This is a genomic window from Bacillus sp. FSL K6-1284, from assembly GCF_038002625.1.
Lineage (GTDB): Bacteria > Bacillota > Bacilli > Bacillales > Bacillaceae > Bacillus > Bacillus paralicheniformis.
This window is the reverse complement of sequence record NZ_JBBOCW010000001.1, coordinates 3,452,953-3,478,943: the sequence shown is the minus strand read 5'-3', so window position 1 is coordinate 3,478,943 and position 25,991 is coordinate 3,452,953. Positions and strand designations below refer to the sequence as shown.

At 46.0% G+C, this 25,991-nt stretch carries 31 protein-coding genes and 1 pseudogene; 24 read left to right on the top strand and 8 right to left on the bottom strand.

From position 1 onward, the window contains the following. Positions 1-101 precede the first annotated feature (101 nt). On the top strand, positions 102-1,631 hold the full coding sequence (locus tag MHB72_RS17880; RefSeq protein ID WP_216919577.1) for a sodium-dependent transporter: 1,530 nt from the start codon (positions 102-104) through the stop codon (positions 1,629-1,631). Then, entirely contained in the window at positions 1,628-1,741 is a 114-nt protein-coding gene (locus tag MHB72_RS17875) for a methionine/alanine import family NSS transporter small subunit (protein WP_216919579.1), read from the top strand. The genes MHB72_RS17880 and MHB72_RS17875 overlap by 4 nt, the downstream gene beginning before the upstream one ends. A 46-nt stretch (positions 1,742-1,787) precedes the next feature. Here MHB72_RS17875 and MHB72_RS17870 read toward each other — a convergent pair whose 3' ends face one another. Further along, on the bottom strand, positions 1,788-2,768 hold the full coding sequence (locus MHB72_RS17870; protein ID WP_216919581.1) for a M23 family metallopeptidase: 981 nt from the start codon (positions 2,766-2,768) through the stop codon (positions 1,788-1,790). Positions 2,769-3,005: 237 nt separating this feature from the next. Between MHB72_RS17870 and lipA the strand changes: the two genes are divergently transcribed. Further along, positions 3,006-3,917, top strand: coding sequence for a lipoyl synthase (gene lipA, locus MHB72_RS17865; RefSeq protein WP_256163556.1), 912 nt, complete (start codon positions 3,006-3,008; stop codon positions 3,915-3,917). 53 nt (positions 3,918-3,970) lie between these two features. On the opposite strand, the gene MHB72_RS17860 is transcribed toward lipA, so the two are convergent. Next, a complete protein-coding gene (locus MHB72_RS17860) occupies positions 3,971-4,588 on the bottom strand; it encodes a YhcN/YlaJ family sporulation lipoprotein (RefSeq protein WP_020452845.1) in 618 nt (205 codons plus the stop codon). 103 nt (positions 4,589-4,691) lie between these two features. Here MHB72_RS17860 and MHB72_RS17855 point away from each other — a divergent pair, with 103 nt between their 5' ends. From MHB72_RS17855 to MHB72_RS17845, 3 genes are read left to right on the top strand one after another with little or no spacing between them, the layout of a single operon-like run. Further along, positions 4,692-4,967: a YutD family protein gene (locus tag MHB72_RS17855; RefSeq protein WP_003184977.1), complete on the top strand. Its 276-nt coding sequence runs from the start codon at positions 4,692-4,694 to the stop codon at positions 4,965-4,967. A 27-nt stretch (positions 4,968-4,994) separates the two neighbouring features. Next, positions 4,995-5,435 (top strand): DUF86 domain-containing protein, encoded by a 441-nt coding sequence (locus MHB72_RS17850; RefSeq protein ID WP_023856189.1) that lies wholly within the window; start codon positions 4,995-4,997, stop codon positions 5,433-5,435. Between the two features lie 20 nt (positions 5,436-5,455). Continuing rightward, positions 5,456-6,226: a TIGR01457 family HAD-type hydrolase gene (locus MHB72_RS17845; protein ID WP_020452843.1), complete on the top strand. Its 771-nt coding sequence runs from the start codon at positions 5,456-5,458 to the stop codon at positions 6,224-6,226. Positions 6,227-6,272: 46 nt separating this feature from the next. Here the strand turns inward: MHB72_RS17845 and MHB72_RS17840 are convergent, their stop codons facing one another. Beyond that, positions 6,273-6,773 (bottom strand): phosphatidylglycerophosphatase A family protein, encoded by a 501-nt coding sequence (locus tag MHB72_RS17840; protein ID WP_020452842.1) that lies wholly within the window; start codon positions 6,771-6,773, stop codon positions 6,273-6,275. 144 nt (positions 6,774-6,917) lie between these two features. Here MHB72_RS17840 and yutH point away from each other — a divergent pair, with 144 nt between their 5' ends. The 6 genes from yutH to MHB72_RS17810 all read left to right on the top strand — a co-directional run bounded on the left by yutH (position 6,918) and on the right by MHB72_RS17810 (position 14,558). Next, complete coding sequence (yutH, locus tag MHB72_RS17835) at positions 6,918-7,928, top strand: spore coat putative kinase YutH (RefSeq protein WP_216919691.1); 1,011 nt, start codon at positions 6,918-6,920, stop codon at positions 7,926-7,928. Between the two features lie 90 nt (positions 7,929-8,018). Further along, positions 8,019-8,981: a 2-hydroxyacid dehydrogenase gene (locus MHB72_RS17830; RefSeq protein ID WP_020452840.1), complete on the top strand. Its 963-nt coding sequence runs from the start codon at positions 8,019-8,021 to the stop codon at positions 8,979-8,981. Positions 8,982-9,213: 232 nt separating this feature from the next. Continuing rightward, on the top strand, positions 9,214-10,515 hold the full coding sequence (locus MHB72_RS17825; RefSeq protein ID WP_020452839.1) for a homoserine dehydrogenase: 1,302 nt from the start codon (positions 9,214-9,216) through the stop codon (positions 10,513-10,515). Next, complete coding sequence (thrC, locus tag MHB72_RS17820) at positions 10,515-11,573, top strand: threonine synthase (RefSeq protein ID WP_023856186.1); 1,059 nt, start codon at positions 10,515-10,517, stop codon at positions 11,571-11,573. Before MHB72_RS17825 ends, thrC begins: the two co-directional genes overlap by 1 nt. Beyond that, the gene (gene thrB, locus MHB72_RS17815; protein WP_216919586.1) at positions 11,570-12,490 is read left to right on the top strand and encodes a homoserine kinase; all 921 of its coding nucleotides are present in this window, start codon (positions 11,570-11,572) and stop codon (positions 12,488-12,490) included. The genes thrC and thrB overlap by 4 nt, the downstream gene beginning before the upstream one ends. Positions 12,491-12,596: 106 nt before the next feature. Continuing rightward, complete coding sequence (locus MHB72_RS17810; protein WP_216919587.1) at positions 12,597-14,558, top strand: S9 family peptidase; 1,962 nt, start codon at positions 12,597-12,599, stop codon at positions 14,556-14,558. A 41-nt stretch (positions 14,559-14,599) separates the two neighbouring features. Here the strand turns inward: MHB72_RS17810 and MHB72_RS17805 are convergent. Next, positions 14,600-14,898, bottom strand: a pseudogene (locus tag MHB72_RS17805) (NifU family protein). Positions 14,899-15,032: 134 nt separating this feature from the next. Here MHB72_RS17805 and MHB72_RS17800 point away from each other — a divergent pair. Then, positions 15,033-15,359, top strand: a complete 327-nt coding sequence (locus MHB72_RS17800; RefSeq protein ID WP_075213854.1) for a YuzD family protein — start codon at positions 15,033-15,035, stop codon at positions 15,357-15,359. Between the two features lie 113 nt (positions 15,360-15,472). Further along, entirely contained in the window at positions 15,473-15,739 is a 267-nt protein-coding gene (locus MHB72_RS17795; protein WP_023856183.1) for a hypothetical protein, read from the top strand. A 19-nt stretch (positions 15,740-15,758) separates the two neighbouring features. Here MHB72_RS17795 and MHB72_RS17790 read toward each other — a convergent pair whose 3' ends face one another. Further along, positions 15,759-16,259, bottom strand: a complete 501-nt coding sequence (locus MHB72_RS17790) for a phenolic acid decarboxylase (protein WP_009329528.1) — start codon at positions 16,257-16,259, stop codon at positions 15,759-15,761. Positions 16,260-16,534: 275 nt separating this feature from the next. Here MHB72_RS17790 and MHB72_RS17785 point away from each other — a divergent pair, with 275 nt between their 5' ends. From MHB72_RS17785 to MHB72_RS17770, 4 genes are all read left to right on the top strand, one after another. Continuing rightward, on the top strand, positions 16,535-17,641 hold the full coding sequence (locus tag MHB72_RS17785) for a Rap family tetratricopeptide repeat protein (RefSeq protein ID WP_020452833.1): 1,107 nt from the start codon (positions 16,535-16,537) through the stop codon (positions 17,639-17,641). 5 nt (positions 17,642-17,646) lie between these two features. Further along, positions 17,647-17,844, top strand: a complete 198-nt coding sequence (locus tag MHB72_RS17780; protein WP_154495611.1) for a hypothetical protein — start codon at positions 17,647-17,649, stop codon at positions 17,842-17,844. An 87-nt stretch (positions 17,845-17,931) separates the two neighbouring features. Then, positions 17,932-18,525 (top strand): dienelactone hydrolase family protein, encoded by a 594-nt coding sequence (locus MHB72_RS17775; protein ID WP_105981203.1) that lies wholly within the window; start codon positions 17,932-17,934, stop codon positions 18,523-18,525. 196 nt (positions 18,526-18,721) lie between these two features. Next, positions 18,722-19,093: an iron chaperone gene (locus MHB72_RS17770; RefSeq protein ID WP_106071027.1), complete on the top strand. Its 372-nt coding sequence runs from the start codon at positions 18,722-18,724 to the stop codon at positions 19,091-19,093. A 95-nt stretch (positions 19,094-19,188) separates the two neighbouring features. Here MHB72_RS17770 and MHB72_RS17765 read toward each other — a convergent pair whose 3' ends face one another. Beyond that, positions 19,189-20,256: an NAD(P)/FAD-dependent oxidoreductase gene (locus tag MHB72_RS17765; RefSeq protein WP_216919589.1), complete on the bottom strand. Its 1,068-nt coding sequence runs from the start codon at positions 20,254-20,256 to the stop codon at positions 19,189-19,191. Between the two features lie 271 nt (positions 20,257-20,527). Between MHB72_RS17765 and MHB72_RS17760 the strand changes: the two genes are divergently transcribed. The 5 genes from MHB72_RS17760 to MHB72_RS17740 all read left to right on the top strand — a co-directional run bounded on the left by MHB72_RS17760 (position 20,528) and on the right by MHB72_RS17740 (position 24,143). Next, on the top strand, positions 20,528-20,764 hold the full coding sequence (locus MHB72_RS17760) for a YuzB family protein (RefSeq protein ID WP_003184941.1): 237 nt from the start codon (positions 20,528-20,530) through the stop codon (positions 20,762-20,764). Between the two features lie 156 nt (positions 20,765-20,920). Next, positions 20,921-22,138, top strand: a complete 1,218-nt coding sequence (locus MHB72_RS17755) for a NupC/NupG family nucleoside CNT transporter (protein WP_020452827.1) — start codon at positions 20,921-20,923, stop codon at positions 22,136-22,138. A gap of 126 nt (positions 22,139-22,264) precedes the next feature. Beyond that, a complete protein-coding gene (gene dapF / locus MHB72_RS17750) occupies positions 22,265-23,122 on the top strand; it encodes a diaminopimelate epimerase (protein WP_020452826.1) in 858 nt (285 codons plus the stop codon). A gap of 73 nt (positions 23,123-23,195) precedes the next feature. Beyond that, on the top strand, positions 23,196-23,561 hold the full coding sequence (locus MHB72_RS17745; RefSeq protein WP_020452825.1) for a HesB/IscA family protein: 366 nt from the start codon (positions 23,196-23,198) through the stop codon (positions 23,559-23,561). Between the two features lie 102 nt (positions 23,562-23,663). Beyond that, positions 23,664-24,143: a GNAT family N-acetyltransferase gene (locus tag MHB72_RS17740; RefSeq protein ID WP_020452824.1), complete on the top strand. Its 480-nt coding sequence runs from the start codon at positions 23,664-23,666 to the stop codon at positions 24,141-24,143. 104 nt (positions 24,144-24,247) lie between these two features. On the opposite strand, the gene MHB72_RS17735 is transcribed toward MHB72_RS17740, so the two are convergent. Next, entirely contained in the window at positions 24,248-24,472 is a 225-nt protein-coding gene (locus MHB72_RS17735) for a cold-shock protein (RefSeq protein WP_020452823.1), read from the bottom strand. Positions 24,473-24,614: 142 nt separating this feature from the next. Between MHB72_RS17735 and MHB72_RS17730 the strand changes: the two genes are divergently transcribed. Continuing rightward, positions 24,615-24,815, top strand: a complete 201-nt coding sequence (locus tag MHB72_RS17730) for a hypothetical protein (RefSeq protein ID WP_020452822.1) — start codon at positions 24,615-24,617, stop codon at positions 24,813-24,815. Positions 24,816-24,849: 34 nt separating this feature from the next. On the opposite strand, the gene yumC is transcribed toward MHB72_RS17730, so the two are convergent. Then, positions 24,850-25,848: a ferredoxin--NADP reductase 2 gene (gene yumC / locus MHB72_RS17725; RefSeq protein ID WP_216919606.1), complete on the bottom strand. Its 999-nt coding sequence runs from the start codon at positions 25,846-25,848 to the stop codon at positions 24,850-24,852. Positions 25,849-25,991: the final 143 nt, after the last annotated feature.

Here is a 25,991-nt window from a genome sequence, read left to right as displayed (position 1 = left end):
ACTTTGACTTAGGCAAAAAGACTGTATATACTATTCAATAATAATAATTATTAGAAAATTCATTGTTTTCAGATGTTTCAATAAGGTAAAGGAGGAAGCTTATGGATAGTCGTCCACAATGGGGAACAAGAGCGGGTTTTATTTTAGCAGCTGTCGGTTCTGCGATCGGTTTGGGGAATATATGGAGGTTCCCGGCTGTAGCTTATGAAAACGGAGGAGGCGCGTTCTTTCTGCCATATTTGTTCGCGCTTTTGACAGCAGGAATCCCTCTTCTCATCATGGAATTTACAATCGGCCATAAATACAGGGGCTCAGCCCCGCTATCCTATGCCCGGATGGGGAAAGGAAAGGAGTGGATCGGCTGGTGGCAGGTCGCCATCTCATTTGTCATCTCGACGTATTATGCCGTGATCGTGGCATGGGCCATTTCTTACACTGTCTTTTCTTTCAATTTAGGCTGGGGTAAAGATACAGAAAATTTTCTAATGACTGAATATTTAAACAGAGTTGATATTGGAGGAGGAGCCATCGGGCAATTCGGAGGCTTCGTGCCGGGCGTCCTGATTCCGCTCGCGATTGTCTGGATTGTTTCCTTAGGCATTTTATTTGCCGGAGTCAAAAAAGGAATCGAAATTGCGAACCGCATTTTCATTCCGCTGCTTGTGGTCTTATTTTTAATCATCGTCATTTATTCGATTACACTTGACGGGGCTGCTCAAGGGCTGAATGCGTTTTTCACGCCTGATTGGAGCCAGATAACAAACGGAAAAGTTTGGGTGGCGGCATACGGCCAAATTTTCTTCAGTCTGTCGATCGCGTTTGCCATCATGATTACGTATTCCAGCTATTTGCCGAAAAAATCCGATGTTACAAACAATGCGTTCATCACCGGCTTCGGGAATTCGTCGTTCGAGCTGCTGGCCGGGATCGGGGTATTCAGTGCGCTGGGCTTTATGGCCGCGCAGCAAGGCGTTCCAGTTAAAGAGGTCGTCTCTTCCGGAATCGGTTTGGCGTTCGTCGTCTTTCCGCAGATCATCAATGAGTTTCCAGCGTTTAATGTGCTTTTCGGGTTTTTATTCTTTGGTTCGCTAGTTTTGGCAGGTCTGTCGTCTCTCATTTCGATCTCTGAAACATATGTTGCCGCGATTCAGGATAAGTTCAACGTTCCGCGGCGGAAAGCCGTCCTGTTCGGCGGAGGGGCTGCTGCATTGTGTTCGCTCGTATTTGCGACAAAAGGCGGACTGTTCTTTCTCGATGCAGCCGATTACTTTATCAACAATTTCGGAGTGGCGCTTGCCGGATTGATCGAAGTCGTTGCGATTGCATGGTTTGCGAAAGAGCTGAAAGCTTTGCAGGCTCACGCCAATTCGGTTTCCGACATTCAGCTCGGCGCCTGGTGGAGAATCTGCCTGAGCGTCGTCACGCCGATTGTTCTGGGGTATATGATGTTTGATAATATCAAGACGAATATCACAACAGCCTACGGTGATCTGCCGGTAGAGTTTCTCCTGAAATGGGGATGGTGCGTCGCTGTTGGAGCGATCGCAGCCGGGTTTATCCTTTCACTTTCAAAATGGAAGAACGAATTGAAATATACGCCATTTCAACAGGACAAGGAGGTTTCCTCATGAACGGCGCATCTATAGCAATGATGGTTATCGGCATCGTCATTATTTGGGGGGGCTTGGCCGCAAGCATCTTCAATGCGGTTGTGAAAAGCAAGAAAAGCCAAGCCGGTTAATCTCTGAAAAGAAGACATCCCTATTCTTCTGAAATAGGGATGTCTTTTATTTTTTCTTTCGAAGCTCCTTCCGTTCCCATGCCCTTAAATGAGGATAAGGGTCAAAAGACCATTCGGTTCTTCCGTTGTCTTTATACATGCCGTAGTGAAGATGGGGCGGGAATTTTCCCGATGTCCCCGGCGGCCCGTATCCCGTTGCTCCGACCGAGCCGATCACTTGGCCGGGCTCGACGATTTCTCCCACTTTCAAGCCTTTTGTGAATCCGTTCAAATGAGCGAAATAATGGTACGTATTGTTGATGTCTCTGATTCCGATCCGCCAACCGCCGAAACGGTTCCAGCCTTTCATTTCAACAATACCGTAGCATGTCGACCGGACGGGGAGGCCATAATGGGCGAACAAATCCGTCCCTTCGTGAATCCGCCTGCCCCCGAATCCGCGGGCATCTCCCCATGTGCTTCTATAGCTGTAATCTGATCTTACGGGAAGAGGAAAGGCGTGCTTGCCCAAATCAATGTGGCCGTATTTTTGAAAAAGCTTGATAAAGCCTGATATGATGCCGACCGTCTGATCCCTTTCGTAAAACTCCCACAGGCCGATGCGGATATTTTCTATGTCTCTTCCGTATGTCAACAAGTATTGTCCAAACGTATAAAGGACGTCTTCATCCTGATCCGGTTCCGCCAGTCCGTCTCCGTTTCCGTCCATTCCAATTCCGTCAAAAACCTTGATGCTGAGCGGCGATGTATCTTTCGGGTTGGGGTTTTCAGGTCCGCTCCACACGCTTTGCGGAATATATATCCCGGTGTGCCCTTTTTGCTTCGGCAAGTCCTTGCGGTTTTTGCGGATGTTGATTTCGTATTGGTCGACAGCCGCGAAAACATACCAAGGAATATGGGTTGCAGCTTCTGTTTTATGATAAAGGGCCATTCTCTTTTGCAGATCGGGCTCTTTTTTCTCCTTTGCAAGAGCGCACGGCTGCGATATGAGCAAAAGGAGGATGAGAACGGATAATACAGCTTTCACAGTGTCCTTAGCTCCTTTCAGTTTGAATACGGTTAGTTTGTGACATCTGCGGAAATCGATAATAAGAAAATGTTAGAAATTCCATCTTGACTAATCAAGCTCTTGTTCACAAATCTGTACTATGTTAAAGTGACTAAAGATGAAGATTTAGCAATTTTAATTTAAGCGGTTCCAAAGCAGAGGGACACATCCGGCGCTATGTCACAAATTTCGTATTGAACATGACTACAATCCACAATGGAGATGATGGAATTGGCAAAGAAAGACGAGCACCTAAGAAAGCCCGAATGGCTTAAGATCAAGCTGAACACAAATGAAAACTATACGGGCTTAAAAAAATTAATGCGGGAAAACAACCTCCATACGGTCTGTGAAGAGGCGAAATGCCCGAACATCCACGAATGCTGGGCCGTCAGACGTACCGCAACCTTTATGATTCTCGGATCTGTCTGTACGAGAGCCTGCCGCTTCTGTGCGGTGAAGACGGGGCTGCCGACAGAACTTGACTTGAATGAGCCGGAAAGAGTCGCGGATTCTGTGAGCATCATGAATCTGAAACACGCGGTCATTACAGCCGTTGCCCGTGACGATTTAAAAGACGGAGGAGCAGGGGTATTCGCTGAAACCGTACGCGCCGTCCGGAGAAAAAGCCCGTTTACAACAATCGAAGTTCTCCCGTCTGACATGGGCGGAGACTATCATAATTTGAAAACGCTGATGGATACGCGTCCGGATATTTTAAACCATAATATTGAGACGGTCCGCCGCCTGACGCCGAGAGTCCGTGCGAGAGCTACATACGAAAGATCATTGGAATTTTTGCGCCGCGCCAAAGAGATGCAGCCGGACATCCCGACGAAATCCAGCATCATGATCGGCCTCGGCGAAACAAAAGAAGAAATCATCGAAACAATGGACGACCTTCTTGCGAACAACGTCGACATCATGGCAATCGGCCAGTATCTGCAGCCGTCCAAAAAACACATTAAAGTACAGAAATATTACCATCCTGACGAGTTTGCCGAGCTGAAAGAAATCGCCATGGAAAAAGGCTTCAGCCACTGTGAAGCAGGGCCGCTTGTCCGCTCTTCATACCATGCCGATGAACAGGTGAATGAAGCGTCTAAAAAACGCCAAGCGCAGGCATAACATTGGATGAAAAAACGCCAGCCATTTGCGCTGGCGTTTTTCTTATTTTCAAGTCAGGATTCGGTCGCTTTTCCTTTTCCGTCAAGGCCGTTTTCATCTGTACCTGTCGTTGTTTTGCCTTGCGGTGATTTTTGCATTTCCTTAATCGTATCGGCCATCAGCTGATCAACGTTTCTTGAATTGGCTCCAAGCCGGCTGAAGTTGGCGACGGATTGCATCATGTCCGGATCATCGGAAATATAGATGTGGTAATACCTCGGAATGACGGATGCCGCCGTCTTTTTAACTTGGTCAGCCGTCTGTTCGCGCTGCCCAGAGTCCGTTTTGTACACGACAAGCGCTTCTTCGTCTGTCACAAGTGCTGAGGCATCTTGAATATTGGGAAGCTGAACCGTTAAACTAGATATAATATGCGCCATTTCTTCCCGATCAATTTGAGGCGCCTGCATTTCTTCCTTGTTTGCGACTGGAGTTGCCTGATGGCGCGCATAACCGAATCTGCCTTTCCGGTTGTCATTTCTGAACTTTTCATGATATTGAGGGTTCTTGTCTGCAACGTGAACGGTATTTCCGTCTTCGTCATATATATTGTGTTCGGTATCATTTAAGGCTGTCTGGCATCCTGCTAAAGGCACCGCCAGCAGCCCTGCTAAAAGAATTTTTTTATTCATTCTGCTTTTCCTCCTCATTTATAGCTTTTCCAACGGGGAGGATTTATTCTTAGCAATTGATGGCGGCACGGGTTTGAATTATCATATAAAAGAGGTGAAAAGAATGATTGTCGTTCAGAACGCTGCATTTGAAGTCGTCAAAGATGTGAAAAACGGTTTTAACGAAGAAGCGTTTAAAGCCAGATACTCCGACATTTTAAATAAATATGACTACATCGTCGGGGATTGGGGATACAGCCAGCTGAGGCTGAAAGGCTTTTTTGACGATCAAAATCAAAAAGCCACATTTGATACGAAGATCAGCACGCTTGATGAATATATTTACGAGTACTGTAATTTCGGATGTGCCTACTTTGTTTTAAAACGTCTGCGAAAATAAGCGATCATAAAAGGGGATGCTCTGATGATGTATTTTGTCGATCGACACAAAATCGAAAACACGCTGAACTTTCTGGAAGAGGAGCTGCGGCTTTATCAAACACAGGAGGAATGGACTTCCGACGTCGAAAAAAAAGCGCTCGAACGAATCGGCCACACGCTGATCGAATGTATATTGGATATAGGGAACGATATGATTGACGGCTTTATTATGAGAGATCCGGGAAGCTATGACGACATTATGGATATACTGACCGATGAAAAGGTTGTCAGCCAAGCGGAAGGCGACAGTCTGAAACATTTGATCGCCTATCGGAAGACATTGGTTCAAGACTACTTGAATGTCAACCATGAAGAATTGGACATGCTGCTCAGCAGGCATGCGGAAACGCTTGAGAAATTTCCGGCGCGGATCCGCGATTATTTAAACCATGAGCTCGGTCCGGTATCCGCATTCAAACCGCACTAAACAAAACTGGAGTGTACAACATGAAAACATACAAAGGATACTTAATTGATCTGGATGGAACAATGTACAAAGGGACGGAAAAAATCGAAGAAGCATGCGAATTCGTAAGGAAGCTGAAAGAACGGAGCATCCCGTATCTGTTCGTCACTAACAACTCGTCGCGCACGCCGAAGCAAGTGGCGGACAAGCTTGTTTCATTTGATATTCCGGCCGAAGAGAGCCAGGTATTCACAACCAGCATGGCGACCGCCAATTTTATCGCCGAACAAAAACCGGATGCTTCCGTATATGTGATCGGTGAGGAAGGCATCCGCCAGGCCATTGAGGAAAAAGGACTGGCATTCGGCGAAGAAGACGCCGACTTCGTCGTCGTCGGTATCGACCGCGGCATTACATACGAAAAGCTAGCCGTCGGTTGCCTTGCCATCCGCAACGGCGCTACATTCATCTCGACTAACGGCGATATCGCTATTCCTACAGAAAGAGGACTATTGCCGGGCAATGGTTCTCTCACGTCAGTATTAACCGTTTCTACGCAGACAGAGCCTATTTTTATCGGCAAGCCGGAGCCGATCATCATGGAGCAGGCGATGAAGGTGCTCGGCACAAATATCAGTGAAACGCTGATGGTCGGTGACAATTATGATACGGATATTATGGCGGGAATGAATTCCGGGATGGACACGCTTCTCGTTCATACGGGCGTGACCAAAAAAGAACACCTTGAAGCCTATCAGGAAAAGCCGACATATGTCATTGATTCTTTAACAGACTGGATGGATCGCATCTAACCGCAAAAAAACACTTGTCTTTTAAGGACAAGTGTTTTTTAATGGCTTATTCCGCATCTTTTGCTCGATGCGCCAGTCTGCTGGATGCGGCTGCCGCAATCGCTCCGACGATATCATCCAAAAACGTGTGGCATTCGCCTGTTGATTTATCGTTTAAACGTGCGAGCACTCCCGGTTTGATTTTATCGATATATCCATAGTTTGTATAACCGATTGATCCATACAAATTCACAATGGAGAAGGATAAGATTTCATCGACGCCGTACAGGCTTTCATCTGTCTCGATTAAGGTTTGGAGCGGTTCCATGAGCTTTCTTTGCTCACCCAGCATATCCAATTGAATCCCTGTGATCACGGCGTTTTGAACTTCGCGTTTTTTCATGACCCGGTTGACATTCTCTTCACATTCTTCTTTTGTCAAGTTTGGATGATATTTCTTCTGTAGTACGTAGACAAGATCAGCAATATCCGAAATCTTGACGCCCCGTTTCTCAAGCCATTCTTTTGCTGCTGTTTCGATTTGATGCATGCTGTTGTTTTCCGGCATCATTTTCACCCAATCTTTTTTTACTTAGTGTATACAAACAACCTTAAAAATGTAACGATTTTAGAACTCTTTTTCCGAATCGATTCATAATCGAATCCCTTCATGATTACGATGTGTAGAAGGAGAAAAATTTATCAGGAAGTGATGTCCGTGAAGGAGCTGATCAAAGAAAAATTCGGAATCCATATTCGCGATCTTACTTCATACTTGTCTTATCAGGCTTTTCATACCCCGAATTCGATGTTTTTGATCGTCCCGGTATCCCACTTGAGTCAGGATGAGCTGGCGGAATTGTTTAGTATGAGTCAGTATTTGCAAGAACAGCGCGACCCATACGTTTCATCTTTTATATTGACAAAGGATGGGGAGATGACATTTGAGGACAATGGCGCCTCATATGTACTGCTTCAAGCTGCTCCCCGCATGACAAACAGGTCCGTTTCATTTGGGGCGGAGCTGGCTGAATTTCATCAGAAGGGAAGAGGATACCCTTATGAGGTAAAAGAAACCTCGCGGATTGGGCAGTGGAAAGAACTTTGGGGGAAACGGCTCGACCAGCTGGAACAATTCTGGATCCAAAAAACGCAGGCAAGACAGCTGCAGCCTTTTGAAAAACATTTTATCGAATCGTTTCCTTATTATCTCGGTTTAACCGAAAACGCGATTCAATATTTGGCCGATACCGAATTGGATGATCAGCCGCAGGCCGCCGACTCCGGGACGATTTGCCAGCAGCGGCTCACCTGCGAGGCTTTAAGGCGCGAGCCGCTTATTAAAATCCCGATGGAATGGGTGTTTGATCATGCGGCCAGGGATCTTGCGGAATATGCCAGAAGCTTGTTTCACGAAAGGAAAAACTTCAATGACATCGCATTGTTTTTTCAGCAATACGAACAAGCCGCGCCGCTTTCCTCATTTTCTAAACGGCTGGTGTACAGCAGGCTTCTGTTTCCGCTTCACTATTTTGAAACGGTTGAAGGGTATTATATTTCTCCTGAATCAGAGCACCATTATTTTGAAAGCAGACTCGACCATTTATTGTCTCAAGCGCCGGCTTATGAGCAATTTCTAAATGGCTTTCAAGAAATGGCGAGCATGAGAGCCGCAGGATTTATGAGCATGCCGCCTGTCAATTGGCTGAAAAGGACACCATAGACGCCGCGGTGTTCTTTTCTTCATGTTAACATTTCCGGATTTTTTCGATATGCTTGGTTGGAAGCTACTCTTAGAAAGGAACGAGGCAGCATGGACAAACCGTTTGTATATGTAACGAGAAAATTACCGGAAGAACAGCTTTCTGCGTTAAAAGAAGAAGCCCGTATTGAGATGTGGGAAAAGGAAGAAGAACCGTGCCCGCGCGCCGTTCTGGCGGAAAAAGCAAAAAAGGCGCACGGACTGTTGACGATGCTTTCCGACACAGTTGATGAGGAGCTTTTAAAAGGTGCGCCGCATTTAAAAGTGGTGGCCAATTTGGCGGTGGGCTATGACAACCTCGATGTGGAGGCTGCGAAAAAGCATGGCGTCATCTGCTGCAACACGCCCGGCGTGCTGACAGAGTCAACGGCAGATTTGACGTTTGCTCTGCTGATGGCATCCGCGCGCAGAATCGTCGAGGCAAGCGACTGGATTAGACAAGGTAACTGGACGGGCTGGGGGCCGCTGCTTTTGGCCGGAGCGGATATCCATCATAAAACGATTGGCATCGTCGGGATGGGGAGCATTGGACAAGCCGTTGCCCGGCGGGCGAAAGGCTTTGGCATGGAGATTTTATATCATAACCGCACCCGCAATCCCGAGGCGGAAGCCGAACTGGGGGCAACTTATCTATCCTTTGGCGAACTGCTCGAACAGGCGGATTTTGTGGTATGCCTGACGCCTCTGACTGAGGAAACGAAGCATCTGTTTAACCGCAGCGCATTCAAAAGGATGAAGCGCTCCGCTATTTTTATCAATGTCTCAAGAGGACAGGTTGTGAATGAAGACGATTTATATGAAGCCCTGATCGAAAAAGATATTGCCGGCGCAGGACTCGACGTCTTTGCGGAAGAACCCGTGCAGCAGGATCACCCGCTCGCCAATCTGCCGCAAGTGACCGCGCTGCCTCACATCGGCAGCGCCACTGTCGAAACGAGAGAAGCCATGATGAGGCTTTGTGCGGAAAATATTGCGCTTGTCCTGGGAGGGAAGCCGGCAAAGACCGAGATTTGATGTTTCTTCCGGCCGGCCTGACGGGTCGGAAGATTTTCTCACGAAAATATTTCTGAATATATAGAATCTTATTATATCAATGTATAAAGCGTTTTCATGATTTGTTTTTCAGCAAATGTCATCTTGTCAAAAAAAGAATCCCCCATTATAATGTTTGTAACTTAAATGTCTGCGTTGTGTTTACAAATGTCCTCAGAGAGAGGACGATAAGAGAGAGAAAGGTGGAATTTCATTGAAGGCGATACGAGTGGGGCTGCTAGGATTAGGAACAGTCGGGAGCGGTGTGGTGAAGATTATTCAGGATCACCAGGATAAGCTGACACACCAAGTCGGATGCCCTGTTACGATTCAAAAAGTTCTTGTAAAAGATAAAGATAAGAAGAGGGATGTCGACCTTTCCAAAGATGTTCTGACGACGGAAGCTTATGATGTCATTCAAGATCCGGAGGTGGATGTCATCATTGAGGTCATCGGGGGAATCGAGGAGACAAGACGCTATTTGCTTGACGCGCTTCAGGCGAAAAAACATGTCGTGACAGCGAATAAAGATTTGATCGCCCTCTATGGATCGGAACTGACGGCTGCCGCGAAAGAAAACGGCTGCGACCTTTATTTTGAAGCGAGCGTCGCCGGCGGAATTCCGATTTTGCGAAGCCTGGAAGACGGGCTGGCTTCAGACCGGATTACGAAAATGATGGGAATCGTCAATGGAACGACCAACTTCATTTTAACGAAGATGAATAAAGAAAACGCGCCTTATGCTGATGTGCTGAAAGAAGCGCAGGAGCTCGGCTTCGCCGAAGCGGACCCGACAGCTGATGTTGAAGGTCTTGATGCGGCGAGAAAGATGGCGATTTTGGCCAGGCTCGGTTTCTCAATGAATGTCGATCTTGACGATGTCAAAGTGAAGGGCATTTCCCAAGTGTCTGATGAAGACATCAATTTCAGCAAACGGCTCGGCTATACGATGAAGCTGATCGGCATCGCCCAGCGCGACGGACAAAAAGTCGAAGTGAGCGTCCAGCCGACATTGCTGCCGGAGCATCATCCGCTGTCTTCCGTCCATAATGAATTCAATGCGGTTTACGTGTATGGCGAGGCCGTCGGGGAAACGATGTTTTACGGGCCTGGCGCAGGAAGCATGCCGACTGCGACCGCCGTCGTATCAGATTTGGTTTCCGTCATGAAAAACATGCGTCTCGGCGTGAACGGCAGCAGCTTTGTCGATCCGCAATTTGAAAAGAAGATCAAGGCACCTTCTGAAATCTTCGCCCAGCAGTTTTTAAGAATTCATGTTAAAGATCAGGTCGGTTCGTTTTCAAAAATCACATCGATTTTTTCGGAAAGAGGCGTCAGTTTTGAAAAAATTCTGCAGCTTCCGATTAAAGGCCATGATGACCTGGCTGAGATTGTCATTGTGACACATCATACGTCAGAAGAGGATTTTACGGATATCTTGCAAAAGCTGAATGATCTTGAGGTTGTTGATCAGGTGAAAAGCACTTATCGAGTAGAAGGGAACGGTTGGAGCTAATGTGGAAAGGACTCATCCATCAATATAAAGAATATTTGCCAGTAACGGACAAAACACCGGAATTGACGCTGAACGAAGGAAATACCCCACTCATTTATCTGCAAAATCTTTCGAAAAAGCTCGGAATCGAGCTTTATGTCAAAACAGAGGGTGTCAATCCTACAGGCTCCTTTAAAGACCGCGGGATGGTCATGGCGGTCGCCAAGGCGAAAGAAGAAGGCAATGACACGATCATGTGCGCTTCGACCGGCAATACGTCAGCTGCTGCTGCGGCTTATGCGGCTCGCGCCAACATGAAGTGCATCGTCATTATTCCAGACGGTAAAATCGCCTTCGGAAAGTTGGCCCAAGCCGTCATGTACGGCGCTAAAATCATTGCGATCGACGGAAACTTCGACGATGCCCTGAAAATGGTGCGCAGCATTTGCGAGAAAGAGCCGATTGCACTCGTCAACTCTGTGAATCCTTACCGGATTGAAGGACAGAAAACCGCTTCCTTTGAAATTTGTGAACAGCTGGGCGAAGCGCCTGACATCCTTGCAATTCCTGTCGGGAATGCCGGAAATATTACGGCTTACTGGAAAGGCTTTAAAGAATATCATGAGAAAAACGGCACAGGCCTGCCGGTTATGAGAGGTTTTCAGGCGGAAGGCGCGGCCCCGATTGTCAAAAACAAAGTAATTGAAAAGCCGGAAACCGTTGCGACAGCGATCAGAATCGGAAATCCGGCAAGCTGGGACAAAGCGGTCAATGCTGCAAAAGAATCGAACGGAAAAATCGATGAAGTGTCAGACGAAGAGATCCTGCACGCTTATCAGCTCCTGGCAAGAGAAGAAGGCGTATTTGCAGAACCGGGATCGTGCGCATCTATTGCCGGCGTACTGAAACAGCTGGAAACGAAAGAGATTCAGCCGGGGGCGAAAGTTGTCGCTGTCTTAACTGGAAACGGCTTGAAAGATCCGAACACAGCCGTTGATGTGTCGCAGATCAAACCTGTCACACTGCCGACAGATGAAGAAGCCATTCTCGAACACTTAAAAGGAGCCGCTCGTGTATGACTGAGGCTGACATGCTGTTTTCCGTTACGGTTCCCGGAAGCACGGCCAATCTGGGCCCGGGCTTTGATTCAGTCGGCATGGCGCTGTCCCGTTATTTGAGACTGTCTGTTTTTCCTCATGATGAGTGGCGTTTTGAGGCTGAAACAGAAGTCGTAGCGGGAATTCCTGAAGGGACGGATAATTTAATTTACCAGGTGGCCAAACGGACCGCCGCACACTTCGGAAAAGACATTCCGCCAAGCCTCGTCAAAGTGTGGAGCGATATTCCGCTGGCGCGCGGTCTCGGCAGCAGCGCAGCCGCAATTGCCGCTGCGATTGAGCTGGCGAACGAACTTGCCGATTTAAAACTCTCTGACCGCGAGAAACTCCATTTTGCAAGCCTTGAAGAAGGCCATCCTGACAATGCCGGAGCATCGCTTTTCGGCGGGCTTGTCATCGGACTTCATGAAGAAGATGAAACAGAGATGGTTTCGATGAAAGACATCGATTTGGATGTCGTTGTCGTCATTCCTTTTTATGAAGTGCTGACAAAAGATGCGCGGGATGTTCTTCCCGAAAGCCTCTCTTATCCGAAAGCGGTGGAAGCAAGCGCGGTCAGCAATATGCTCGTCGCCGGACTGATGGCGAAAGATTGGAAGCTTGTCGGCCGCATGATGCAAAAAGACCTCTTTCATCAGCCTTACCGAAGGGCGCTCGTCCCTGAGCTTTCTAAAGTAGAGCATGAAGCAGGCAAAAACGGCGCGTTTGGGACCGCTTTAAGCGGAGCAGGACCGACGATCCTTTCCTTTATTGAAAAAGGAAAGGGAGACGCGCTGAGAGATCAGCTTGCTTCTAAGTTTCCGCATTGTGAAGTGGACTGCCTTCGTGTCCCGGATACAGGCATTATCGTTGAAAGAAAATCAGTTAACAGTGTTTAACGATAAAAGAGCTTTTTCGGCTCTTTTTTTGTTTGCCTTCAAAACAAGGATTTTTATTTAGAAAGTCGAAATAGTATGACAAACATATAGAGGAGGAGAAACGAACATGAAGCAGCTGATAACCGAAAAAGACCTCATCAAGCTTGTATCCATTACCGACCCGCAGTACTCGCCTGACGGTGCAAAAATCGCCTACGTACAAACAAAAGTAAACGAAAAACAGGACTCTTATGATTCGCATATCATGGTCTACGACCGCAAACAACAAGCGTCAGTACAATGGACGTTTGGAAAAGGAAGAAACCAGCATCCGCGCTGGTCGCCCGACGGCAAATCCCTTGCATTTACGTCTAATCGCGAGGAAACCACACAACTTTACGTAATAAGCGCCGCCGGAGGAGAAGCGAGAAAAGTGACCGATATTCCCTATGATGTATCACAGCCTGAATGGTCGCCTGACGGCAAGTCATTGCTTTGTTCAGTGAGGCTGACGAAAGAGGAAAGCGTCGACGATGAGAAAAAAACGGAGATTGAAGATCACGAACCGCTGGAAGTCGATTCTTTGTCGTATAAATTAGACGGCCAAGGGTTTAAAAGGGGAAAGTATACGCAGCTTGTCCTCGTTCAAGTGGAAACCGGGGAGATAAAACAGCTGACCGATCTAGAACGCGACCACTTCAGCCACGCATTTTCACCGTGCGGAGGCAGGATTGCATTTTGTGCCAATCAGACGGATATACGTGTGAACGATGTCTATTTGATGAACCTTTCGACAGGTGATTTGAAGCGCCTGACAGGTCAAAACGGCGTTTTTTCTTCACTATCGTTTTCTCCTGACGGCAAACACCTTGCATTCATCGGAAACGAAAAGGAATTTCAAAACGCCACGCTTGATAAAGCATGGCTGTATAATATTGGAACAGGAAAACTAACGTGTCTGACGGAAATGCTTGATGTCCATCTCAGCGATGCAGTAGCAGGGGACAGCCTTGTCGGAGGCGTTCTTCCGAAACCGGCCTGGACCAAAGACGGAAACGGCTTTTATGTCATTGGATCTGACCAAGGTTCGACAGGCATTTACTACATATCAATCGAAGGTCTTGCTTATCCGGTCCGGTTGGAAAAAGAGCATCTGAACGGATTCAGCCTGCATCCGGATGAAAAAAGTTTTGCGGCATCGATAGCCCTGCCTGTCCGGCCGAGCGAACTTTACCATCTCCCATTGGGTGAAGAAACAGCGGAGCGATTAACAGATGCCAACCAAGCGTTTACGGAAGAGCATATCATATCGGAACCGGAGGAGCTTCAATTTCAGACAGCTGACGGTTTGACAATTCACGGTTGGCTGATAAAGCCTGCTCAATATGAAAAAGGAAACACGTATCCGCTCATTCTGGAAGTGCACGGCGGTCCTCACGCCATGTATGCGAATGCTTATTTTCACGAATTTCAAGTGCTGGCCGCAAAGGGAAGCGCCGTTGTATATGTCAATCCGCGGGGAAGCCACGGCTACGGACAGGATTTTGTCAACCGGGTGAGAGGCGACTACGGCGGGGGAGATTTTAAAGATGTAATGGCAGCTGTTGACCACGCGCTGGGACAATATGATTTCATCGATCAAGAAAGGCTCGGAATCACAGGAGGAAGCTACGGCGGCTTTATGACAAACTGGGCTGTCGGCCACACGAATCGCTTTAAGGCCGCGGTGACGCAGAGGTCCATTTCCAATTGGATCAGTTTTTACGGGGTAAGCGACATCGGCTATTTTTTCACAGACTGGCAGATCGGAGCGGACCTTTTTGAAAATCCCGGCAAACTGTGGGAGCATTCGCCGCTCAAATATGCGGACAAGGTGGAGACTCCTCTTCTCATCCTCCATGGCGAACGGGACGACAGGTGCCCGATTGAACAGGCGGAGCAGCTGTTTACGGCATTGAAAAAAATGGGGAAAGAAGTGAAATTCGTCAGATTCCCGAATGCGTCGCACGATTTATCAAGAAGCGGGCATCCAAAGCAGCGGATCAGACGGCTTGAGTATATTGCCGGCTGGTTTGAAGATTATCTATAAAAAAAGAAAAGGCTGCCGTAATGAACGGCAGCCGCCTCAAATTAAAATACTTGTTCAACTTCAATGACGCCCGGAACTTCTTCTAAAAGGGCGCGCTCAATTCCAGCTTTAAGGGTGATCGTGGAACTTGGGCAGCTTCCGCATGCGCCAAGCAGGCGAAGCTTGACGATGCCGTCTTCAACATCGACGAGTTCACAGTCACCGCCGTCGCGGAGTAGAAATGGACGAAGTTTGTCCAGCACTTCCTGTACTTGTTCTTTCATTTCGACCTCTGTCGTCATTCGTATCGCTCCTTTCAAATCATACAACCATTATATTCAGTCGAACAATAAAAAGCTATTGTTTGGTTTCAATCGTTTTCCCACATATTATATCATATTTGCCGGCAAAGACAAAAAGCGATTTTCATTTCAATATGGAGCGAAAGGACAAAATAGAATAAAATAAAAGACAAAGAGAAAGGAGCTGCCGCTGATGAAAAAACAAGCCGAGCTTTTTGTTTACGGTGCCGACGTTCTTTGTCCAAGCTGTGTCAACCTTCCGTCATCAAAAGAAACTTATGAGTGGCTCGAAGCCGCCCTGAAAAGAAAATATCCCGACCAGCCTTTCTCGATCACGTACATTGATATCCATCAGCCGCCGGAAAACGATCCTGAAAAACAGGAAATCTCCGAAAAAATCCTGAACGACGAATATTTTTATCCGCTCATCATGGTCGGTGATCAAGTAGTCGGCGAAGGAAATCCGAAGCTGAAAGACGTGTATAAAGAAATGGAAAAGCAAGGTTATAAGCCTGCATGATAAACAGCAAGGGACAGATCTGTCCCTTGCTGTTTTATTTTTTATGATTGTACTTTTCTTAAAGCGGACAGACTAACTACCAGCCGAATCGTCAATAAGGAGGGATAGCCAGCATGTCCAGCATTGAAGGTCAAATCATGTCAGGCGATTTTGATGACGAAATGAATGTTTTTTCGTTAAAGAAAATCAAGCAGTTTCAAACGCAGACCAGCTTGAAAGAAAACCAGCTCAGGGCTTTGCAGCAGTATTTAAGGCAGCATGAGCATGACGAGGGAGGACAGATCATCACCCTTTACGATCAAATGCTTGTCCCTTTATCGCAAGATGATATTAAAGCCTTGCTGCATGACTTAACAAAAGTCCAGTCATTATATCATTAATGAAAAGCCCTTTTCCCATTTATACTCGTTTTCCGGCTCTGATGTCATCCGTCATTCCGGGATAAGGGGCTTTTGAAATCAGATCTTCATTATCGATTCCGGCATTTTCAATGAATGTGATATCGGCGAATTCCGGTACGACATATTTTGGATACGTCTCATATTTTTCGCGCGATTCTTCCATTAAGTCGATGTGGTCATTTTGATAGCAGACTGTGATATCAGGGCGTTCATGAACCCATTTAGGGAAGAAGATGATGCCGTGCATCCGCTTTTCATTGGGCATGAAATTCAAGGAAACGTCAGTCCCTGTCGGTTCTGTCCATGATACTTTATAGACGCCTTCAGTCAGCTTGACGATATCGGCTTTTTGATCGCGAACCCAGCGTCCCCCGACCATTCCGCTGTGAATGCGGTAATCAATGGTATGGTCATTTTTAATGTAGATTTCATATTCCCATCCGTTTTCATACGTATAGATCATATGGCTTCCGACAAACTCTTTGACATCTTGATTCATATGAACCGCTCCTTATTTGTTTATTGTAAAATAGAACATGTTGATATTTACATATATAATTATAAAATGTCATCAAAAACAATGTCAAACGAAAATACTTTCTGAGAGATTTGCAACAATACAGAAAATGGTTACGATTGATGTCAGAATTTTGAGTTATTTTAGGAAATTAAGCCAATATTTAGAAAAGTGATTGTCAAAAAATAAGCGATTCTGTAAAATGAAAAACAACCCATAAAAAGGAAGAGACATGGGAGGAAAGGAAGGATAAACGATTGAAGACAAAAATTGCTTATGAGGAAGTCGCGGGAATGCTTAATCAATGGTATGTCATGATCAAGCGCCATGAAGTGGCACAAGCGGTCTCGATTAAATACGACATTGAGCACCGGCTGCCGAATATGGAAGAAAATCAAGATCTGCTTCTTTATTTTAATCTTTTAGACTATCGGCACAAACTGCTGACAGAAGAGTTTGCAGCTTCCACAAAATTGTTCGAAGATATTCAGGAGCAAAAAGCAGATATGCAAAGCACAGATGACATGATCGAATATTATTATTTCTTTTTCGCAGGCATGTACGAATTTCATAAAAAGGATTATACAAATGCCATCAATTATTATAAACTAGCCGAAGAAAAGCTCAGAACAATCCCCGATCAAATCGAAATCGCCGAATTCCATTACAAACTGGCTATCGCCTACTATCAAATCAAACAGAATTTCCTCTCCTTAAACCATGCAAAAACAGCTCTAAAAACCTTCAAAACACATGATGACTATATTCAAAAAGCGATCAGCAACGATATGCTGATCGGAGCAAATAAACTCGATTTATTTCGTTTTGATGAAGCCGAACAGCATTACAAGCAAGCCCTAAAAGACGCGGCACTGATCAAGCACCACGTTCTCCTCGGTATGGCTCACCACAACTTAGGATTGAGCTATGTCAATCGCAATCTCCTCACCTTGGCCGAACATCATTTCAAAGAAGCGCTGCTTATCAAAGAGCATGAAGAATCGGTTTACGGCATCCACTCCATGTTTGAACTGACACATGTGCTATACAAATCAAATGTTGTCAAAGAAGCCCGCAAATTGTATGAAAAAGGATTTTTCCGCGCGGAAAAAGCAGGAGAAAGGGAATATTTGTCGAAATTTAAACTTATTCATGCTCTGTATGATGAACAGGATCCACTTACGGTTGAACATGCTTTAGAATATCTTAAAACGATCAATCTCTGGACGGATGTAGCGGAATTAACATTTGATATCGCACTTTACTATAAAGAAAATGGAGATGCAGACAAAGCTGCCGAATATTTTGAAGAATCTCATCATGCAAGAGACCAAATTCTTAAAAGAACGGAGGAGCTAAAGTGAAAAAGATGATTGCCGTTGCGTTGACTGCCGTCTTTGCCAGCCTTGTCGTTTTAAGTTTTTCGTCTCAGCCGAAGGGAAATGCCGAGTTTGCCGGTCGCGCCATTTTTCTTGACGATAAGCCGGCCCAGCTGATGGCGGGCAGAGCGATTTTTCTCGACAGCTTTGATGGTAAAGCGCCTGCAGCTTTGCAAAAGACTGCATAACCTGATTTGTTGCCGTACAAGCTGTTAAACTGGCGCCGAAGGCGGCGCCCTTTTTTTATGCAGCAATGAGAGACAAGGAGTCAGAACATGATACATATTCAAAATAAATCCGATACAGCGGTTATCGTGCTGCACGAAATATACGGGATTAACCGGCACATGCACGATGTTTGCCAATTGATAGCTGAGCAGGGCTTTGATGTTATTTGCCCCAATTTGTTAAATCGGGATCAACCGTTTGAATACGCTGAAGAAAAAGCGGCTTATCTTTTTTTTATGGAAAACGTCGGTTTCCCCGGTCTTTTGCGCAAAATAAATACAATCATATCCAAGCTGGATCGTCAATATCGCAAGATCATCTTACTCGGGTTCAGCGTCGGAGCAACCGCTGCCTGGCTTTGCAGCGAAGATGAGCGTGTCAATGGGATCGCCGGATACTACGGCTCCCGGATAAGAGACTATCTGAACATATCGCCTTCATGTCCGGCACTGCTTTTTTTCCCGGAAAAAGAGCAGTCCTTTGACGTTGCCGCGTGTATATCCCAATTGGAATCAAAGAATGTCAAAACGGTGAAGCTGAAGGGTGAGCATGGATTTAGCGACCCGTATTCCGTAAAATACAACCGGCAGTCCTCGCAAATTGCTTATGAAACGATGATGGAGTTTTTAATAGCTTTATAAAAAGCGGACAGGCATGGAAACGCTATAATAGGTATGACGCTCAATTCAAGAAAGCTCGCCGATGACAAGGGGGCTTTTTTGAGTAGAATCTTATCTGTGGGAATTCGAATGAAGCTGTTCCAAGGATAGACTTATTACAAAGGGTTCATTTGCGAAACAAAGTTCTAGCATCATTTTAATTTTAGGAGGGAGCAACATGGAAGCTTTTGCAGAATATTTAGAAGGAATTGATCACCCGGAACATCGAGCCCGGATGGAGGAAGTGTTGAATTGGACAGCGGAGACATTTCCAAATTTAACGCCGAAAATCGCCTGGAATCAGCCTATGTTTACCGATCACGGCACTTTTATTATCGGTTTCAGCACAGCGAAACATCACCTGGCTGTTGCCCCTGAAAGCGCGGGAATTGATCGTTTTTCTGAAGAAATCGTGCAGGCCGGCTATGATCATACGAAGCAGCTTGTCCGTTTCCCGTGGGATCGTCCGCTTGATTTCTCATTACTTAAAAAAATGATCGAGTTTAATATTGCGGATAAGGCGGACTGTTCAACTTTTTGGCGGAAATAAAAAAACGCAAAAATAAGGGCGTTCTCTCATTGAAGGCGAGAGAGCGCCCTAATTAAAAACGCTGCTGTTCTAAAATGCTAAGGTTTCGAGTAATCTTATCCGTTATGATGCTTATACATCCAAAGCAAGCCGGATTTCAGCAGGCGAGGCACTCTGCCGATCAACGGCCGTTCGGCAACTAAACCGAAGCCGGCTTTTTTGCCGAGTGAACCGAGCACGCCTTTCAGCTTGAATTTCGGCATCGTTTCAGGAAGAGGTTCGTCTTTCCAGCGCAGTTCAAGCACTTGGACGATTTGTTCCGCCTGGGCTTCGGCCAGCTGTGCGCTTGGCGCGTGAGGCAGGCTTGCGCAATCGCCGACAACATACACGTGTTCGTCTCCCGGCAGGTTATGGTGCGGCGTCAGGACGACGCGCCCTTGCGGATCTTTTTCCACATCGAGTTCCCGAACGATTTGGTTCGGCTGTATCCCCGCTGTCCAGACGATGGCGTCAGCTTGTATCGGATCGTCATGATTGTAGACGATGCCTTCTTCCACCTTTGTGATGTTGGCGCAATTAATAATCTTGACGCCGTGCTCTTCAAACCAGCTTTGAACATATTTGCTCAAACGCTTCGGGAAGCTCGACAAAATTAATTCTCCCCGGTCAAAAAGGACGATGTTCAAATCTTTTCGGCTTTCCCTAAGCTCGCTCGCAAGCTCAACGCCGCTCAGTCCTGCCCCGACGATCGCAACGGTGGCTTCCGCATTTAAGTTGTTGAGCGCCTGGTAAGTGCTGCGTGATTGATCGATTGTCTGAATGCTGTAGGTATGTTCAGGCGCACCGGGAACGTTGTGATATTTATCTTCACAGCCGAGCCCGATGACGGCGTCATCATAAGATATCGGCTCCCTGTCATGAAACAAAACTTTTTTTCCTTCCAAATCAACAGACGAAATCGTCCCGTATTCAATCTTTAACTTCGGGTGATCCGGGAAGGACACTCTGATATGATGATCGGAAATCGTCCCCGCAGCCAGTGCGTAGTACTCCGTTTTCAAACAATGGTAAGGGTTTTTGTCGATTAAAGTGATCATCACATCATCTGGCAGCTGGTTAGGCAGCAAACGATGAATGATCCGCATATTTCCGTACCCGCCGCCGAGCAAGACTAAATTTCTCATTGGTAATTCCCCTTTTCCCCTCAGATTAAGAAACTAACCTTTTTCATTGTAAAATTAAAAAACTATGTAAATACCCTCTAGAATTATATCTAATTTGATGTAAAATCACAATATTTCTCGGGAAAATAACCTACATATCCGCCTTGAATCGATAATTAGTAAAACCCTTTAAGGTATTAATATGTTACAAAAGCTTTATTCCTCAGCCTTAAACTTTGACTATTGAAACGTAAATAGGGTACGATAAAAAAGCAATGTGAGGTGAAATAAAGTGTTTCCAATCGTTGAGTTTTGCGTCAGCAATCTTGCCCAAGGTTCTCAGGAAGCAAAAGAAATATTGGAGAAAGATCCGAATCTGGACGTCGTCGAATACGGCTGCCTGAGTTACTGCGGACAATGCATGCAGACCATGTATGCTCTTGTAAACGGAGAAATGGTGACAGCGAATAATCCGGCTGAATTGGTCGAAAATATATACAAGTTCATTGATGAAAATGAACTTATTTAAAAACGGGGTCATCTTGGTGATCTCGTTTTTTCATGCAAAGCCTTTGTTTGAAAGGGTTTACATAAAAAGAGAAAAAATTCTTAAAAATTTTTGTGGACAGGCCAATCATTAATTGTTATCTTAATAAAAGTTTAAAAAATAATAAGAGGTGTGGTCATGAACATTTTATGGGGACTTCTTGGTATTCTGGCGATTTTCGCGATTGCTTTTCTGCTTTCTGAGCACAAGAGTAAAATTAACATAAGAACGATTTTAATCGGTTTGGCGATGCAGCTCCTGTTCGGATTCATCGTTCTCAAATGGGAAATGGGGCGGGAAGTGTTTCTTTCGTTTACGAAAGCCGTTCAGCATCTTGTCAATTATGCGAATGAAGGAATCAGCTTTCTCTTCGGGCCTCTCTTGCAAGTAGGCGACAGCGCTGCCTTCGCTTTAAGCGTTCTTCCTGTTATCATCTTCTTTTCATCGCTGATTGCGGTTCTTTACCACTTACGGATCATGCAAGTCATCATCCGCTTTATCGGCGGCGGATTGGCAAAACTGCTCGGAACAAGCAAAACGGAATCTCTTTCTGCAGCTGCCAATATCTTTGTCGGACAAACTGAGGCGCCGCTTGTGATTAAGCCGTTTATCGCAAACTTAACAAAGTCGGAGCTGTTTGCCGTTATGACAGGCGGACTCGCATCAGTGGCCGGTTCTGTTTTGTTCGGTTACGCCCTTCTTGGGGTTCCTCTCGAATATTTGCTTGCAGCGAGCTTTATGGCTGCACCTGCGGGCTTGATTATGGCAAAAATGCTTATTCCCGAAACTGAAAAATCGAAAATTGAAGAAAAAGATATTCAAATGGCTGAAGACGAAGACGCAGCAAATGTCATCGATGCCGCTGCAAAAGGGGCATCAACAGGTCTTTCTCTTGCTTTGAATGTCGGCGCGATGCTGCTTGCATTTGTTGCTTTGATTGCCGTTTTAAACGGAATTCTTGGAGGAATCGGCGGATGGTTCGGTTTTAAAGACCTTTCGCTTGAATTCATTCTCGGCTATGTATTTGCACCTCTCGCCTTTGTCATCGGCGTCCCTTGGGATGAAGCAGTTCAGGCCGGAAGCTTTATCGGTCAAAAGCTCGTGCTGAATGAATTTGTCGCTTATTCCAATTTTGCTCCGATGTTTGATCAGCTTTCCGTCAAAACCGCTTCGATTATCAGCTTTGCGCTGTGCGGTTTCGCAAACCTGTCTTCTGTGGCGATTTTGCTCGGAGGATTGGGAGGAATGGCGCCGAACCGCCGTTCCGATATCGCCCGTCTCGGCTTGAAAGCCGTTGCTGCCGGAACATTGGCCAACCTTACAAGCGCGGCGATCGCCGGTATGTTTATCGGATAACATGATAAAAGCTCCCTGCAAATGAACGCAGGGAGCTTTTATGTATGAAAAACGGGGGATAGCCATATTGTATCCATCCCTTTCAGCTTTTATACTAGAAGAAAGTAAAAAAATGTGGAGGCGGCTATGAATTCTTTTCGTTTTACTAAAATGCACGGCTTAGGAAACAGCTATATATACGTCAATCAGTTTGAAGAACATCTCCCTGAGGAGCTGTTGTCAGATTTGGCCGTCAAAGTGTCTTCCGTTTACACCGGAATCGGTTCAGACGGAATGATACTCATCTGTCCTTCAGATCAAGCGCCGGTTAAAATGAGGATTTTCAACAGCGACGGATCTGAAGGCAAAAACTGCGGAAACGGTTTGCGCTGCGTTGCAAAATACGCGTATGAACATAAACTGGTGAAGGAAACATCCTTTTTAATTGAAACTCTTTCAGGCTTGGTAAAGGCTGAGATTGAAGTGAAGGAAGGAAAAGTTGTATCGGCTACAGTCGATATGGGTGAACCGCGCCTTCTCAAATCAGATATGCCAATGCGCGGTGAACAGGGATCGGAGACGATCAATGAAAAGATGATATTCGGCGGCCGGGAAATGAAAGGTACCGCTGTATCCATGGGCAATCCCCACATCGTCTTTTATTTAGACGATATTGAAAAAGCGCCGCTTACGTCGATGGGACCGCTCATTGAAAAAGATGAAAGGTTTCCGGAAGGGGTTAACGTAGAATTTGTTGAAGTCGAAAACGACAAAGAACTCCATTTCCGTGTATGGGAAAGGGGTTCAGGAATTACCCAGGCATGCGGAACGGGCGCCTGCGCAGCCGCAGTGAGTTCGATACTCAACGGCTATTCCAAACGGGACACGGACATTACCGTCCATCTCGCCGGCGGCGATTTGATCATTAATTGGAAAAATGACGGACGCGTCATGATGACAGGACCCGCTGAAACGGTATGTGAAGGCGAGTTTTTTATATCATGAGTCGGTCCGTTTGAGAAATCGGACGTGCGACTTTATAATAAAGTACACATGAGCTTTTAGGAGGTGTGATGTTATGAGCGAAAAAACAGTTACGGTCACGGAAGCGGCTGCTCTTCATATCAAGGATATGATGAAAGAGCATGAAGAGGAGAACGCATTCTTGAGAATCGGAGTAAAAGGCGGCGGATGCAGCGGCCTGTCATACGGCATGGGTTTTGAACACGAAAAAAACGAAGACGACAATGAATTCGTCCAGCATGGAATCACAGTGCTTGTAGATCAAGAAAGCCTGGATATTATGAACGGTACGGTCATTGATTTTAAACAATCGATGATGGGCGGAGGCTTCACCATCGATAATCCAAACGCCATCGCTTCATGCGGCTGCGGATCATCATTCAGAACCGCAGTGAATGCAGGGAAGCCTGAAGAGTGCTGACATATTGGCATCAGGTCAACGATATGGAATGAGAAAAACGCCTTTCATTGCGATGCATCATCGTGACGAAAAGGCGTTTTATTATGATCTGGGGGGAAAGAAATGAAACTCGTATCAACGCTCGGCTTGTCAAAAGCGGACGTTACCGCGTTTTTTCATAAGCATTGGGGAAGTCCGGACATGGTCAATTCACACGGAACATTCCGCTGCGATGAATTGGAAGGATTCGCTGTGACAGATGAAAAAGGCGATATAAAAGGCCTGATTACGTACTTCATCGCCGGAAACGAATGTGAAGTCGTCTCCTTGGACAGTATTGCCGAAAACAAAGGGATCGGCTCACTCCTTTTAAACGAAGTGGAACGTGCTGCAAAGCGAAAACAGTGTCAATCGATTAAACTGATCACGACGAACGATAATATGCGGGCGTTTATGTTTTATCAAAAGAGAGGCTATACAATGGCCGAGCTGTATGTAAACGCAGTTGAAGAAGCAAGAAAAGTAAAGCCTGAAATTCCCTTTGCCGCGGATAACGGCATTCCGATTCGGGATGAGATTCTTTTGGTAAAAGATTTAACATAATCTGTGTTCCGCTTCGCTCGGGAAATGCCGGAAGGAAGCAATGCAGCCACCCCGCTCAAGTGCTGAGCAAGGTTTTTGCAACGGGGCTTCCGGAACAATCGTGTTTATTTCTGGTTAAAGATTCGGTTGAGATTGCTCGTGTTGTTGGTGATTGAGGTGATATAGCGGCTTCCGCTTACCATTTCCTTGTTGCACAGAGGGCATAGAGGGCGATCGCTGCTCGTGAAATTTTTTCTCATCCATCCGTTGCAGTCCTCAGCGGTACATTCCCACGTACTGATATCTTCCTTTGGCAAAGGCTCTTGATTGCGATTGTTGTAGTAAGACATATCGTCACTTCCTAACAAGGGTTTTTTGGAGTTCATTTAAGAATATTTTGTGAATCTTAAGACATTCTATTCGTCAATTTGTTATTCTATACTGGACAGGTTTATTTAGAGTCCAAGCCCAGTAAAGAAAAGGGGTTCAACCATGGAAAAAATCAACTGCAGAAGCTGCGGCGGGCTTACGCCTTACGATTCAAAAGTCTGTGAAGCATGCGGCTGCGAAAAACCGCTTCCAAAAGCACAGAAAATTACGGACCGGATTGTCTTGACTGCGGCGGGAGTGGTCGGTATCTTAACGATTGTGCTGATTTTGGGAACGATCTTCTCATATTTGAATATCATATAATGAAAAGGAGCCGGTGTCAGGCTCCTTTTCATTTTTATTTGTTTTCAAACATGCTTGTAGAGTGCAGCGGCTGCACGCGCGCTTTAGGATCCATGTAAGCTTTTGCATTGTTGACAGCGGTCGGTGCTTCTCCAAATCCGCTGGCAATCAGCTTGACTTTTCCTTCGTATGTGCAGATGTCGCCAGCTGCATAGAATCCCTCGATGTTCGTTTCCATTGTGGACTTGACGACGATCGAATTTTTCTCGATTTCAAGCCCCCAGTTTTTGATTGGTCCGAGAGATGAAACAAAGCCGAAGTTGACGATCACATCGTCGACATCGATGATTTCTTTTCTCTCGCCTTTCACTTCCTCGATGACGATCTGTTCAATCCGCTCGGCGCCGATCAGTTCGGTCGGAACAAACGGTGTCAGCACATTGACTTTTGAATTGTGCAGGTTTTCGACGCTGTGTTCATGTGCGCGGAATTTATCGCGGCGATGAATAATTGACACCTCTTTAGCGATCGGTTCCAGCATGAGCGCCCAGTCGACGGCGGAGTCGCCGCCGCCCAACACCGCAACGCGTTTGCCCGCAAATTGATTCAGATCATCTATAAAGTAATGAAGGTTTGCATTCTCGTATTGAGCCGCAGATTCAAGCTCGAGCTTTCTCGGCTGGAATGCTCCGTTTCCGGCTGTAATAATCACCGTTTTGGAATAGTGGATTTCTTTGTTGGTGACGAGCTTGAAAATGCCGTCTGCTTGTTTTTCAACGCTTTCGACGGCTTGTTCCAGACAAACGGTCTGATCAAATTTCGCCATTTGCTCTTTTAAATTGTCGACCAGCTCCTGAGCGCGGATTTTAGGGAACCCGGCTACATCGTATATGTATTTTTCGGGATACAAAGCGGACAGCTGACCGCCTAGCTGCGGCAGGCTTTCGATAATTTTGACGCTCGTTTGCCGCATTCCGCCGTAAAATGCGGTAAACAAGCCGACAGGGCCGCCCCCGATAATTGTAATGTCATATACTTTTGAGTCTTCACGCATGAAAATAATGCCCCCTAAATGAAAATTGTTCTTAATTATATCATATCACATAAAATAAATACGAGCGCGTCTGTTTTTTTAAGATCGGAAAATATTACCGTCTGATCTAAAGTCTGCCGCCCAAGCATATTTAACCTTGAAAA

Excerpts from the sequence above, each read along its gene's own strand:
- MHB72_RS17880 (WP_216919577.1), top strand. The coding sequence starts at position 102 with ATGGATAGTCGTCCACAATGGGGAACAAGAGCGGGTTTTATTTTAGCA.
- MHB72_RS17875 (WP_216919579.1), top strand. The coding sequence starts at position 1,628 with ATGAACGGCGCATCTATAGCAATGATGGTTATCGGCATCGTCATTATT.
- lipA (WP_256163556.1), top strand. The coding sequence starts at position 3,006 with ATGGAGATGATGGAATTGGCAAAGAAAGACGAGCACCTAAGAAAGCCC.
- MHB72_RS17860 (WP_020452845.1), bottom strand. The coding sequence starts at position 4,588 with ATGAATAAAAAAATTCTTTTAGCAGGGCTGCTGGCGGTGCCTTTAGCA.
- MHB72_RS17855 (WP_003184977.1), top strand. The coding sequence starts at position 4,692 with ATGATTGTCGTTCAGAACGCTGCATTTGAAGTCGTCAAAGATGTGAAA.
- MHB72_RS17850 (WP_023856189.1), top strand. The coding sequence starts at position 4,995 with ATGTATTTTGTCGATCGACACAAAATCGAAAACACGCTGAACTTTCTG.
- MHB72_RS17845 (WP_020452843.1), top strand. The coding sequence starts at position 5,456 with ATGAAAACATACAAAGGATACTTAATTGATCTGGATGGAACAATGTAC.
- MHB72_RS17840 (WP_020452842.1), bottom strand. The coding sequence starts at position 6,773 with ATGCCGGAAAACAACAGCATGCATCAAATCGAAACAGCAGCAAAAGAA.
- yutH (WP_216919691.1), top strand. The coding sequence starts at position 6,918 with ATGTCCGTGAAGGAGCTGATCAAAGAAAAATTCGGAATCCATATTCGC.
- MHB72_RS17830 (WP_020452840.1), top strand. The coding sequence starts at position 8,019 with ATGGACAAACCGTTTGTATATGTAACGAGAAAATTACCGGAAGAACAG.
- thrC (WP_023856186.1), top strand. The coding sequence starts at position 10,515 with ATGTGGAAAGGACTCATCCATCAATATAAAGAATATTTGCCAGTAACG.
- thrB (WP_216919586.1), top strand. The coding sequence starts at position 11,570 with ATGACTGAGGCTGACATGCTGTTTTCCGTTACGGTTCCCGGAAGCACG.
- MHB72_RS17810 (WP_216919587.1), top strand. The coding sequence starts at position 12,597 with ATGAAGCAGCTGATAACCGAAAAAGACCTCATCAAGCTTGTATCCATT.
- MHB72_RS17800 (WP_075213854.1), top strand. The coding sequence starts at position 15,033 with ATGAAAAAACAAGCCGAGCTTTTTGTTTACGGTGCCGACGTTCTTTGT.
- MHB72_RS17795 (WP_023856183.1), top strand. The coding sequence starts at position 15,473 with ATGTCCAGCATTGAAGGTCAAATCATGTCAGGCGATTTTGATGACGAA.
- MHB72_RS17790 (WP_009329528.1), bottom strand. The coding sequence starts at position 16,259 with ATGAATCAAGATGTCAAAGAGTTTGTCGGAAGCCATATGATCTATACG.
- MHB72_RS17780 (WP_154495611.1), top strand. The coding sequence starts at position 17,647 with ATGATTGCCGTTGCGTTGACTGCCGTCTTTGCCAGCCTTGTCGTTTTA.
- MHB72_RS17775 (WP_105981203.1), top strand. The coding sequence starts at position 17,932 with ATGATACATATTCAAAATAAATCCGATACAGCGGTTATCGTGCTGCAC.
- MHB72_RS17770 (WP_106071027.1), top strand. The coding sequence starts at position 18,722 with ATGGAAGCTTTTGCAGAATATTTAGAAGGAATTGATCACCCGGAACAT.
- MHB72_RS17765 (WP_216919589.1), bottom strand. The coding sequence starts at position 20,256 with ATGAGAAATTTAGTCTTGCTCGGCGGCGGGTACGGAAATATGCGGATC.
- MHB72_RS17755 (WP_020452827.1), top strand. The coding sequence starts at position 20,921 with ATGAACATTTTATGGGGACTTCTTGGTATTCTGGCGATTTTCGCGATT.
- dapF (WP_020452826.1), top strand. The coding sequence starts at position 22,265 with ATGAATTCTTTTCGTTTTACTAAAATGCACGGCTTAGGAAACAGCTAT.
- MHB72_RS17745 (WP_020452825.1), top strand. The coding sequence starts at position 23,196 with ATGAGCGAAAAAACAGTTACGGTCACGGAAGCGGCTGCTCTTCATATC.
- MHB72_RS17740 (WP_020452824.1), top strand. The coding sequence starts at position 23,664 with ATGAAACTCGTATCAACGCTCGGCTTGTCAAAAGCGGACGTTACCGCG.
- MHB72_RS17735 (WP_020452823.1), bottom strand. The coding sequence starts at position 24,472 with ATGTCTTACTACAACAATCGCAATCAAGAGCCTTTGCCAAAGGAAGAT.
- MHB72_RS17730 (WP_020452822.1), top strand. The coding sequence starts at position 24,615 with ATGGAAAAAATCAACTGCAGAAGCTGCGGCGGGCTTACGCCTTACGAT.
- yumC (WP_216919606.1), bottom strand. The coding sequence starts at position 25,848 with ATGCGTGAAGACTCAAAAGTATATGACATTACAATTATCGGGGGCGGC.